This is a genomic window from Shewanella sp. AC34-MNA-CIBAN-0136 (assembly GCF_040309945.1).
Taxonomy (GTDB): domain Bacteria; phylum Pseudomonadota; class Gammaproteobacteria; order Enterobacterales; family Shewanellaceae; genus Shewanella.
The window spans coordinates 183,790-196,093 of sequence record NZ_JBEOPJ010000007.1; the positions used below are offsets into that span (position 1 = coordinate 183,790).

Sequence of the window (12,304 nt, forward strand, 5' to 3'; positions counted from 1 at the left end):
CATTACTCCTGCGCTGCAATAAGCTTACTTTTAAATACGCCATAAAAAGCAATACAAGCACCCGCAAAACCTAAAAACGAGCATATTAAGCGATAATCAGTGTTGTCGATGAAGAAGTTAGCCACACTGAATACCAACAAAATGAATAAGCCAATATTTTTGGTCATCATCATTTTAGGCTCGAACATCAACCATTGATCACATTTAGGGCACTGTGTTTCAACCCCATGTTTACCTTTACGGACTTGTTTAAGCGCTTTACGGGCAAAGATACCCTTACAACGAGGACACTCCATTTAACATTACCTTCAATAATTTTTATCAAAATAATACAATGAATTAACTCTACATCAAAGTTTTCCTTGAGAGCCAATATTACAGAGCAAGCTAATATCATTTAATAACTCACATCATTTGGAACGTTCGTTCAAAATAGTAATTGAACGAATGATATAGTTAGTTTATAGTAACTCATGGCTCACATTATGAGCACGCTAACTCGCTACAGATAGAACTTATTGGCAAGTATATCAAATGATAAAGAGCTTAAGCACTTGGCTCATAACCCAAATGGAACAATGAACATGCATAAAATGATTGGATTTGATGTTTACGGCACATTAGTGGATCCAGTGGATATGGGCCAGCATCTGCAGCAATTGATTGGCGACAAGGCACAAGCATTTGGTCAATTGTGGCACGATAAAAAAGTCGAATATGCATTTCGTCGTGGCTTAATGCAACAATATGAAGATTTCGGTGTGTGTACTCAACAAGCTTTACAATATTGTTTATCTGTTTTCAACGTCACACTGTCAAACAGCGAACAACAAGATTTACTGGCTAAATTTAGTCAACTCACGGCTTTTGATGATGTCATTCCTGGGCTAGCATTACTGCGCAATCAAGGTCATACCCTCGCCGCTTTTTCAAATGGACCTGAAGTTGCGGTTCGTACACTGATGCAAAATTCAGGCGTTTTACCGCAGCTCCATGACGTTATCAGTGTTGATGACCTAAAGACGTTTAAACCTAACCCCGCCGTTTACCATTATTTAATGACTCGCACCCAATCTGACCTCAATCATTGTTGGATGGTGTCGAGTAATCCATGGGATGTGATTGGTGCAAAAGCCGCCGGACTGAATACGGCTTGGATCAAAAGAGACAGTAAAAAAATATTTGACCCGTGGGGCATTGAACCAGACATAACCGCCAGTAGTTTAATCGAATTAAGTGAACAACTGGATGCCCTGTAATAAATAACTCACATGCTGTATTTAAACAATATAAGCATAACTCATACGCGTTGATGCTAATACATTAAAACTTTACACGCTACACTAACCACATTGTGCTAAGCGCATTATCAATTTACTTAACCTGCTAACAGGTTGTACAAGGATATTTTATGACTAACCAATATACCCCGCCTAAAGTGTGGCAAAATAATAACAATGGCGCTAATAAGTGGGCGAACATTAATAGCCCTGAGTCAGGTGCAAGATTTGATAAAGTGCTGCCTGTCGGAGAGCATGCTTTGCAACTCTACTCTCTTGGCACACCAAACGGGCAAAAAGTAACTATCATGTTAGAAGAGCTACTGGCCTTAGGCATTAAAGAAGCTGAATATGATGCTTATCTGATTAACATCGGGGAAAAGGATCAATTCTCGTCAGGGTTCGTTGCCGTTAATCCAAACTCAAAAATTCCTGCTTTATTGGATAAATCAGCTAATGAAGACGAAAACGTGTTTGAATCTGCTTCAATTTTGGTTCATCTAGCAGAGAAGTTTAACCAATTCCTCCCTAAAGATGGCAAAGCCAGAACGCAAACATTTAACTGGTTGTTCTGGGCCCAAGGTTCAGCGCCATTCCTCGGTGGCGGCTTCGGTCACTTCTATGCTTATGCCGATGAAAAGCAGGAATATCCAATTAATCGCTTTGCTATGGAAGTTAAACGCCAGTTAGATGTGCTAGATAAACAACTGGCAAAAAACACCTTTATTGCTGGTGAAGAATATAGCATTGCAGATATTGCTATTTGGCCTTGGTATGGCAACTTAGTCTTGGGCAATTTATATGAGGCTGCCGAATTCCTAGAAGTAGAGACTTATACCAATGTTGTTCGTTGGGCTAAATTGCTTGAAACTCGTGAAGGGGTCCAACGTGGTCGTATCATCAATCGCTCTTGGGGCGAAGAATGGGAACAAGTTCCTGAGCGTCATTGCGCTGAAGATATTGATAAGGTTCTAAAACTGCGTCCTAGCACAGTAAAATAACGTAGTCGTCAACGTTTGGCGCTATTGTTTCACTGACTTATTTTGTTGCCATATTAAAAAGCCTTCTGCATTACAGAAGGCTTTTTTTGTTTCCGTATTTCAGTTCGAAACAACGACAGTACAAAACAACGCAAATTGTGGACGTTATTTCACACTAGAAACTCTGTGACAATTAAATACTCATCGCGAGTTCTGCACCTTGGCGAATAGCGCGTTTGGCATCTAATTCAGCCGCCACATCTACCCCACCAATTAAATGTACAGGTAATCCTGTGGCTTTCATTTCATCAACCAAACTGCGATTCGACATTTGTCCGGCACACAACACCACATTATCTACAGCAAGAATTTCAGATTGTTCACCTATTTTAATGTGAAGGCCTTGTTCATCAAACTTTTCGTAGCTTACGCCGGTTTTCATATGAACTTGATGTTGCTTCAACACGCTGCGATGGATCCAGCCAGTAGTTTTACCTAAACCTTTGCCCATTTTGGTGGTTTTACGTTGCAGTAAATACACTTCACGACCAGGAATATGTTCGGCTTCTTCAGTTAACCCGCCAGCATTCTGATAGGCTTTATCAATGCCCCACTGTTTTAACCATTTATCGGGTTGCAAAGTGCTCGATTCTAATTCGCATAAGAAATGCGCCATATCAAAACCAATACCGCCAGCACCAATTAATGCTACCGTTTTACCCATTTCAACTTGGCCCGTTAATACTTGTTGGTAATCGACCACTTTAGGATTATCAAAACCCGGTAAATCCAACGCTCGTGGTACCACACCAGCGGCGATGACCACTTCATCAAATTTCTCATTGGCCAGCACTGCCGCATCCAATTTAGTGTTTAGACGCAGTTCAACGTTATGCAGTTTAATTTGGTTAATGAAATATCGAATAGTTTCACTAAACTCTTCTTTACCCGGGATTTTACGCGCTAAATTAAACTGACCACCGACTTCAGACTTGGCTTCAAACAATACCACTTCATGTCCACGAGACGCTGCGTATACCGAGAACGCCATTCCCGCAGGACCGGCGCCCATAACAGCGATACGTTTTTTACTGGTTGTTGGAGTAAAATTAATTTCGGTTTCATAACAAGCACGAGGATTAACTAAACAGGTTGCCCGCTTCATCGCAAAAGTATGGTCCAAACAAGCTTGATTACAACCAATGCAGGTATTAATCAACTCTGGGGTATTAGCTGCCGCTTTATTCACAAACTCTGCATCTGCTAAAAATGGCCGAGCCATCGATACCATATCAGCTTGACCTGATGCAATAATCGCCTCGCCAATTTCTGGGGTATTAATTCGGTTGGTGGCAATTAACGGAATCTTGACTTCTTTTTTGAGTTTTTCTGTTACCCAAGAAAAAGCACCACGCGGTACACTGGTCGAAATCGTCGGTACACGTGCTTCATGCCAACCAATACCGGTATTAATAATACTCACACCGGCTTGTTCAAGCGATTTTGCCAGCTGAACCACTTCATCCCACGTTGAGCCATTGTCGACTAAGTCGAGCATCGACAAACGGAACACAATAATAAAGTCACTGCCTACTTTCTGACGAATAGCGTTAACGATTTCAATCGGAAACTTAACCCGATTGTCATAACTGCCGCCCCATTCATCGGTACGTTTATTGGTGCGCGAACTGATAAATTGATTGATCAAATAGCCTTCAGAGCCCATGACTTCAACGCCATCATAACCGGCTCTTTTCGCCAATGCCGCGCTGGTAGCATAATCTTTAATTGTCGAACGCACTTGACGAGCAGACATCGCTGAAGGGGTAAACGGGGTAATTGGCGATTTTACTTTGCTCGGCGCTAAGCTAAAAGGATGATAGCTATAACGGCCCGCATGCAAGATTTGCATACAGATTTTACCGCCCGCGTCATGCACAGCATCGGTAACTATTTTATGTTTACCCACTTGCCAAGAAAAGCTTAATTGGCAGGCATGTGGCGCTAAACGGCCACGTAAATTAGGTGCGATACCGCCAGTAACGATTAACCCGACGCCACCTTGAGCACGCTCTTTATAAAAAGCTGCCAGTTTCTCAAATCCGCCTTTTTCTTCTTCTAACCCCGTGTGCATTGAGCCCATCAACACGCGGTTTTTCAGCTGTGTAAAGCCGAGATCTAAAGGTTCTAATAAGTGTGGAAACGACATTCAAACATCCTTTTTAAACAAGTGATTTAAACCAGCATACCCCGACAGTAAAGTTTGCTCAATCATTTAAACGCTCGTTTGTTAAAAACCTTTACAATTGAATTTCACATTTTTATTGATTTTCAGTTAGGATGACTACATTAGACTGATAAAGGAGTGGCAAATGTCCGCTAAACCCTCGTTTTTAAAAAGGATGTTTTTACTGTTATGGAATACAGTAAACGGTATCCGTAAGTTCATCATCAACGTTATATTTTTTGGTTTGTTGGCTGTCATCGCTGTAGTACTTCTCAACAGCGAAGATGAAATTGTCGTCGAAGATCAATCAGCATTAGTGCTGAACTTGTCTGGGAGCATAGTGGACCAAAAACATTATGTAGACCCAATAGAAATGGCATTTAGCCAAGGGCAAGCGAATGATCCAGAAGGTGAAATTCTATTAGCCGATGTACTTTATACTATTAATAATGCGACTCAAGACGCCCGCATTAACAGTATAGTACTGGACTTAGCGGATCTTCGTGATGCCGGTATTAGTAAAATGACCGCTATAGGTGAAGCATTAACCCAGTTTAAAGCCGCCAATAAGTCAGTTATCGCTATGGCCAATGGTTATGATCAAAACCAATATTTTTTAGCCAGCTTTGCAGACAAAATATACCTTAATAACCAAGGTATGGTAGCGCTTGATGGCTTAAGCCGTTATCGCTTATATTACAAAGCTGCACTCGAAAAACTCAAAATCACCACTCACGTATTTCGAGTGGGAACCTTTAAATCAGCTGTAGAACCCTTTATTCGTGACGATATGTCTGATGCCGATAAAGTCGCCAGTAAAGTATTGTTAAACGATATTTGGCAAAGTTATTCAACTATTGTGGCCAGTAACCGTCAAATAGCCCCAGATCAATTAGTGTTAACTCCAGATGAATTCCTTGCTCAGCTTGATAAAGCTGAAGGTGACAGTGCTCAAATGGCTGTCAACATGAAATGGGTTGACGAACTGGTTTCGGCTGATGCGTTTCGTGTCGCGATGATTGAACGTGTTGGCAGTGATAAAGAAGGTAAAAACTTTAAGCAAATTAGCTTTAATGATTACCGAGCGTTAACCGCACCTATGCCTAGCTTTGTTGAAAAAGACGCAGTGGCCGTTATCGTTGCTAAAGGCACGATTCTTAACGGTAAACAACCTGCTGGACAAATTGGCGGTGAAAGTACCTCTGCATTGCTAATGAAAGCACGCTTTGACGATAAGGTGAAAGCCGTCGTGCTTCGCGTTGATAGCCCTGGTGGTAGTGCATTTGCGTCAGAACAAATTCGTCAAGAAGTGTTAGCCCTAAAAGCAGCAGGTAAGCCGGTTGTTGTTAGCATGGGTAGTCTTGCTGCATCTGGCGGATATTGGATATCAGCCAGTGCCGACTATATTGTTGCAACACCAACAACCCTAACGGGTTCTATCGGTATTTTCGGTATGTTTGCTACGTTTGAGCAAGCACTGAATCATTTTGGTGTGACCTCTGATGGTGTCGCAACATCTGATTGGGCCGGATTATCGCCTGCACGCGAATTAAATCCGCAAGTGGCTGCTGTTGTACAACGCCATATTGAACGTGGTTATCATGAGTTTATTTCTCTGGTAGCAAAAGAACGTCATATGACACTAGAGCAAGTTGACAACATTGCTCAAGGCCGAGTATGGACTGGTAAACGCGCACTCACCTTAGGCCTAGTTGATGAACTAGGTGATATGGATGTGGCATTAGCCAAAGCTGCTGATTTAGCGAAAATGGACAAGTTCGACGTTAAATTGATTGAACAAGAGCTTAGCGCGGAACAACAACTGATGCAGCAAATCATGGGCGCTACTGTGGCTTATGTTCCAGACAGTGTTCGTCAAACCAGTTTCATTGAGCGCTTTGTTAAGCAGTGGGCTGGCGCATTTGAAACATTGTCGATGTTTGATGACCCTAATCATGTCTATATGTATTGTGAAAACTGTAATTACTAATTAATTATACGACCTCAATATGAATATTCTTCAAAAAAAGCCTGCTTAGCAGGCTTTTTTATTGGGGATCGACAAATAAACTCGTATAATTTCCACAATCTGCAATCGCTGTTAAAGAAGAGCCTACATACATGACAAAACGTTCCATTTACGTTGCCTATACTGGCGGTACCATCGGGATGCAAAAGACCGATAATGGTTTTGTGCCAGTATCAGGGTTCTTAACCGATTGTGTGCAGTCAATGCCTGAGTTTTATCATGAAGAAATGCCTGAATTCGTTATTCATGAATACAGCCCATTAATTGACTCATCCAATATGGCACCGCCGGATTGGCAATTGATTGCTAATGATATACAAGCCAACTATGAAAAGTATGACGGTTTCGTTATTTTGCATGGTACAGACACCATGGCTTATACCGCATCTGCCTTGTCATTTATGCTGCAAGGTCTATCAAAACCTGTCATTGTTACTGGTTCACAAATTCCGTTAGCTCAATTACGTTCAGACGGTCAAACCAACTTGCTCAATTCGCTTTATATTGCGGCCAACTACCCCGTTGCAGAAGTCTGTTTATTTTTTAATAACAAACTGTTTCGTGGTAACCGCTCAACCAAAGCCCATGCTGACGGATTCGATGCGTTTGCATCGCCTAATTTTCCTATGTTGCTCGAGGCAGGCATTAAAATAAACCTTAAAGCAGGGAAAATAACCAAACCAACAGGTGAGCCTTTAGAAGTGGTGACAATTAGTCCACAACCTGTTGGTGTGGTGACACTTTATCCAGGGATCTCCACTGACATTTTTAATAATATTTTACAGCAACCGGTAAAAGCACTGATTTTATTGACCTTTGGCGTGGGGAATGCACCACAAGATAAGAAGCTACTTGATACACTTAAACAAGCCGATGAACGCGGTATTATATTGGTTAATTTGACCCAATGTTTCCAGGGTAAGGTCAATATGCGCGGTTATGCTACAGGTAATGCTTTAGCACAAGCTGGGGTAATAAGTGGTGCTGATATGACCATTGAAGCGGCGTTAGCCAAATTGCATTATTTGTTGTCTATTGGATTAACGTCGGCGCAAATTAAGCAACGTATGCAGCAAAACCTTGTTGGTGAACTGACAACGGACTAGTTTAGGTTATTGATACTGTTACGGGGTTATTGTATTAACAGATAACAGCTAAATAAAAATGCGAGCTAATGAGCTCGCATTTTTTGATGTTATAATATCCATTATTGATAACAAATATTATTTATTATCAGATAATTACAAATCAGCTTCTTTAAACTCGGCGATGGGCTCACCTTTAAACTGTTTTTTCAGCTCTGATTTAGACAGCTCATTAATGTTACCACCGGCTGCGATGGTAAAATGTTCAGTTTGCTGCAGCTTACGTGCTTGATACAACATCACTACTTGCAAAGTCGATTCACGCTGTGGCTGAGTTAATACTGTACCATCATCCCACTTACCTAACTCAGACGCAGACAATAAGCGCAGGTATACTTCTTCAGGCATTTCATCAATGACTTTATTGATATCGTTCATACTGATTTCCGTTTATGTAGCACTATTCTGACTCGGGTAACAAGATAACCCGTAAAACCAATAACAAAACTTGCGATCGCGATATAAGAAGTTAACCCCTGTGCAGGCTCTCCTCCCCAAAACCACACCACAACTCCTGCGATAAATAATGTCAAAAAAATAAAGCTTTGAGTCATTAAGCTATTTGAACGCTCAATGTGACTGATAATCTTTAATGACTCAGTATTACCACTCAAATCGGTTTTACAATGCTCACATTGCTTAGCCAGACTTGAAATTCGCTTTTGACATTTAGGACATGCAACTAAGGCCATAATTCATTCTACCTGCTTGATTATCTGAAGATAAAAATTACCGCGTACTGTCGCGATTATAAATTATCAACCACCGCTAACATCGCAACTAAAGACGCTTCACCTAAATATACGCAACGCTCTGGAGACCAGCCCACAAATGGATCGGCTAAATTGGCATTGTCTTTAAATGGCATTTCTAAGGTGTTCGATAAACAACTGAACGTATTAGCAACCCAATTAGAACCTACCGTTAAATTAGCTTTGCCTGGCTCATCTTTATCGTAACCAAACTCTGTTTGGAAATCCGCACTGGCAATGGTCAATGCACTGAGAAATTGCTGCTGTAATTGAGCCATCTTATCGTTGTAGCTTGGCACCCCTTCACAACCGGCAAGGAACACATAAGGAAGACCTTCATCGCCGTGCACATCGTAAAATAAATCAACACCAGTTTGATGCATTTTATTAACGACATAATACACTTCAGGGCTTTTCTCTAAGCTCGGTGTTTGCCATTCGCGATTTAAGTTAGTACCTGCAGCATTAGTCCGTAAATGGCCGCGTGCGCTGCCATCTGGATTCATGTTTGGCACAATATAAAAATTGGCTTTGTCTAATAAGGCTTTAGATGTTGGACAATCACTATCAAGCAATTGATTTAACAAACCTTCAACTAGCCATTCAGCCATCGTTTCACCCGGATGTTGACGCGCAGTAATCCAAATATTCTTTTTATCTGGGTTAGCATCACCAATTTTTAGCAAGGTCATGTCGCGACCATCAAGGGTTAACCCAAGGTGCTCAAGACTCACAGCAGGATGTAATTGCACTTCACTGATCAAATCTAAATGACGTTCGTAGCTGTACGGTGCAAAATAAGCTATTTGAATGGCTTCACAATCTAGCTCAGCCTGGATGGTTAATTTTCCGTCGACATACTGAGTTGGTAATCTGAACCACGATTGGCGGTCATAACTGGCCACTGCTTGATAATCGTCCCAGCCAGCTGGATAAGAGGCACTACCTGCATTGAGGATGTTAAGGGTATATGTCTGGCCGACTTCCCCTTCTAAACGGAAGTTAAACCATTGATAAAACTCACCACCAAAATCGGGACGAATGGCGAGCTGTATATCGTCATGTTTGTCTAGGTTAATGACGTCAATATTGCCGCCGTCAAAGTTTGCTGTAATCCGCATTAGATTATCCTTTATGTGCTTGCGCTTATTTTGGGCTTAATAACGATTGGTATCAGCCTTATTTTATGCGCCATAGCTTATCAAATGCGGCAATAGGTGTGAACCATTAAAAGCTAAAGCTGTAACCTTGACCGCGAACGGTATTAATCAATTCGCGTGGTAAATTGCGTTTAACTAATTTACGGCGTGTATTACTGATATGCATGTCTAAATTACGGTCAAAACGTCCAAGTTCTTTGTGTAATACCCGTAGTTGCAGCTCTTCTTTGGTGACCACTTCACCTTGTCTATCAAACAAATATTTAAATAACCGATATTCCGTTTGGGTCAACACTAGCGACTTTTCTGCAAAACTAATGGTATAGCAGGTATCATCAAAGCCAATATAGTCATTAACCGCGTCATTAATTGGTGCTTGGGTGCGTCGATGGAGTACATTAAGACGTAACTGCAATTCGCGGATATTAATCGGTCGAGTGAGATAATCGTCGGCGCCTAACTCTAGCGCATTAATGCGCTCCAGTTCGCTGTTACTCTCTGCTAATACAATAATAGGCGTTCGGGTTTGTCGTGCAACGAGCAGCCAAAATGACTCCATTTTGGGAACCGAAAAATCTAATAATATGGCTTCAAGCTGCTCAGTTTCCATTTGGATCAACGCATCAAAGGCATTATTAACCCGATGAACACTGTAGCCCTGCTCATTTAGCTGTCGAGTTACGTCACTTTTATCGGAAAGGGTATGTTCAATGAATAGGATATTCTTCATGCTCAGCTACTTAATGATAACGATTACCATTAAGATTATCATACTGATTTAGCCAAAACCAGATTTAATCGACCCTGTAGCCCTTTTCATTAACAAAAAGGCCTGAAACTTCAGGCCTTGAGACATTTGTCACAATAATGAATGAGACATCATTGGTCTATTTATCTGTCATCAACTGTTTAATAAATTTAACCGGCGCACTACCGTAACTTAAAAACTGTTCATGAAACTGCTTTAAATCAAAGTTTTCACCTTGCTTAGCTTTAAGTTGTTCGCGGAAATCATAGATCTCACGATAGCCAGCGTAATAACTAGTCAGTTGCACTTGACTTAAGGTCGCTCGACGCCACTTTCCTTCAGCTTCAGCGCGTTGTTGGAATGCTTCATTCTCGAGCAAGTCAATCACCTCTTGCTCACCCATTCCGTTAACCTGAATGCTGTAGTCTAAAATAGTGTTACAAATGACCCGTAAATTCCATTTGTAATACATCAACCACATTTCAGGTTCAAAATTACCATAACCTTCTTCCAGCATCATACGCTCGGTATACACTGCCCAACCTTCAATCATGGCACCGTTACCAAATAAGCTTTTCACTAAACTAGGAGATTGGTTAGAAAAGACTAATTGTGTGTAATGCCCTGGGATAGCCTCATGAATATTCAGTACCTGTAAAATCCAGTGATTGTATTCACGTAAATAGCTTTCGGCTGACTCATCACTCATGTCATCGAGGGGCGAAACGTTGTAGTAAGTATTACCGCCTTTGTCATAAGGCCCTGGTGCACTGATAGAAGCACCCGCAAAACCGCGCATGTATTCAGGGGTTTCACGCACAATTAACGGTTTGTTAGGATCAAGCGTCACCAGTTGTTTGTCATTGACAAATTTAATCAGTTCTGGAATTTGCTTACGCACTTCAGCAACAAAGTTTTCTCGTTTAACATGTTTGGTTGATAACACATCAATTAACTGCCGAATTGCTTGTCTCTCATCGTCTGGTTTTGGGGTATCGATATACTTTGACCAAATGGTATCGGTGATCTTAGCCATTTCTTGCTGAACATGATTTTTATCTGCCACAGCTTTGTCATATAACTGTTTAGCGGTCATACCAGACTGAATATCGAAGGCGAATTTTTCTTCGTATAAGGTTTCACCAATACGGAAATCACGGCCTCCATTTTCGGTTAGCTTCGTTTCAAGCGCGGTTAACCACTCAATGTGCTGTTTAATCGCTGCAGTTGCTGCATCAAAACGTTGAGTAAATAACGCTTTCTGCTCTGCGCTTAAGCCTGAATCAGTGACTTGCTGGGCTAACTCGGCAGACAATACCGAAAATGCGCCTTGATTTTGCATAATCGCTAATTGGGTATGCTCAAGTGTCGGCTCACTAATATTTTGTCGCGCGGCTTCATAATAAGCGGGCACATTTTCAAGACGTGCAATAACAGAGCCTAAGCGCTCATCTAACGGGGCAAAGTCTTCATTGATGATTTGCGCAAAACCACCGGCAACATTGTAATTAGATGGATCCCATTGCCAACCTTTAAAGCGTGTAATTTCCCATTGCATTGACTCAACTAAATTACTCAGTAATTTATAATCAATTAACTCGTTAGCAGATAATGACTGCGGATCGAATTGGGCTAGTGCCGCTTGCTGTTGCTTAACAAATGCCAACGTTTTGTCGCGGCTAGCTTGATTAGGGATATCTAAATAGCCATCATTAACATGTTTGCCACTGTACAGAGCCCACGTTGGTGATAATGCCCACAGCTCATCAATAAACTGTTGTGAATATTTGTTAAAGGTTAATTCTGCCACGGTTGTAGTTGTGCTAGCCTCTGCAGTAACGGTCTTGGTTTGTGGACTTGGCTTAACCGAGTCATCGCCACAGCCGACCATGGCAAAAGTAACCGCCAAAGCAAGTAAAGATTTTTTCATGAGTTATCCCTTACATTGTTATTATTTTTTAGTGTGTTTACACTTATTTTTTA

The 12,304-nt window shown here is 41.3% G+C and carries 11 protein-coding genes; 4 read left to right on the plus strand and 7 right to left on the minus strand.

Going from position 1 to position 12,304, the window contains the following annotated elements; translation table 11 throughout:
• Positions 1 to 2: 2 nt before the first annotated feature.
• Positions 3 to 296, minus strand: coding sequence for a hypothetical protein (locus AAEY94_RS09310; RefSeq protein ID WP_101087071.1), 294 nt, complete (start codon positions 294 to 296; stop codon positions 3 to 5).
• A 288-nt stretch (positions 297 to 584) separates the two neighbouring features.
• Between AAEY94_RS09310 and AAEY94_RS09315 the strand changes: the two genes are divergently transcribed.
• Positions 585 to 1,259, plus strand: a complete 675-nt coding sequence (locus AAEY94_RS09315) for a haloacid dehalogenase type II (protein ID WP_242445141.1) — start codon at positions 585 to 587, stop codon at positions 1,257 to 1,259.
• Positions 1,260 to 1,411: 152 nt separating this feature from the next.
• Positions 1,412 to 2,281, plus strand: a complete 870-nt coding sequence (yghU, locus tag AAEY94_RS09320) for a glutathione-dependent disulfide-bond oxidoreductase (protein ID WP_101087069.1) — start codon at positions 1,412 to 1,414, stop codon at positions 2,279 to 2,281.
• A 172-nt stretch (positions 2,282 to 2,453) separates the two neighbouring features.
• Here yghU and AAEY94_RS09325 read toward each other — a convergent pair whose 3' ends face one another.
• Complete coding sequence (locus tag AAEY94_RS09325) at positions 2,454 to 4,469, minus strand: oxidoreductase (RefSeq protein ID WP_350978543.1); 2,016 nt, start codon at positions 4,467 to 4,469, stop codon at positions 2,454 to 2,456.
• A 163-nt stretch (positions 4,470 to 4,632) separates the two neighbouring features.
• On the opposite strand from AAEY94_RS09325, the gene sppA reads away from it, so the two are divergent.
• Together sppA and ansA are read left to right on the plus strand one after the other, a co-directional pair.
• Positions 4,633 to 6,477: a signal peptide peptidase SppA gene (gene sppA / locus AAEY94_RS09330; RefSeq protein ID WP_350978545.1), complete on the plus strand. Its 1,845-nt coding sequence runs from the start codon at positions 4,633 to 4,635 to the stop codon at positions 6,475 to 6,477.
• Between the two features lie 131 nt (positions 6,478 to 6,608).
• Positions 6,609 to 7,622: an asparaginase gene (gene ansA, locus AAEY94_RS09335; RefSeq protein ID WP_101087066.1), complete on the plus strand. Its 1,014-nt coding sequence runs from the start codon at positions 6,609 to 6,611 to the stop codon at positions 7,620 to 7,622.
• Positions 7,623 to 7,757: 135 nt separating this feature from the next.
• Here the strand turns inward: ansA and AAEY94_RS09340 are convergent, their stop codons facing one another.
• The 5 genes from AAEY94_RS09340 to AAEY94_RS09360 all read right to left on the minus strand — a co-directional run bounded on the left by AAEY94_RS09340 (position 7,758) and on the right by AAEY94_RS09360 (position 12,251).
• Positions 7,758 to 8,039 (minus strand): YeaC family protein, encoded by a 282-nt coding sequence (locus AAEY94_RS09340; protein WP_101087065.1) that lies wholly within the window; start codon positions 8,037 to 8,039, stop codon positions 7,758 to 7,760.
• Positions 8,036 to 8,353, minus strand: a complete 318-nt coding sequence (locus AAEY94_RS09345; RefSeq protein WP_162023230.1) for a zinc ribbon domain-containing protein — start codon at positions 8,351 to 8,353, stop codon at positions 8,036 to 8,038. Before AAEY94_RS09345 ends, AAEY94_RS09340 begins: the two co-directional genes overlap by 4 nt.
• Positions 8,354 to 8,409: 56 nt before the next feature.
• Positions 8,410 to 9,534: a M14 family metallopeptidase gene (locus AAEY94_RS09350; RefSeq protein WP_182743515.1), complete on the minus strand. Its 1,125-nt coding sequence runs from the start codon at positions 9,532 to 9,534 to the stop codon at positions 8,410 to 8,412.
• A gap of 106 nt (positions 9,535 to 9,640) precedes the next feature.
• A complete protein-coding gene (locus tag AAEY94_RS09355) occupies positions 9,641 to 10,303 on the minus strand; it encodes a response regulator transcription factor (protein WP_162023232.1) in 663 nt (220 codons plus the stop codon).
• Between the two features lie 157 nt (positions 10,304 to 10,460).
• Positions 10,461 to 12,251, minus strand: a complete 1,791-nt coding sequence (locus tag AAEY94_RS09360; protein ID WP_350978548.1) for a DUF885 domain-containing protein — start codon at positions 12,249 to 12,251, stop codon at positions 10,461 to 10,463.
• Positions 12,252 to 12,304: the final 53 nt, after the last annotated feature.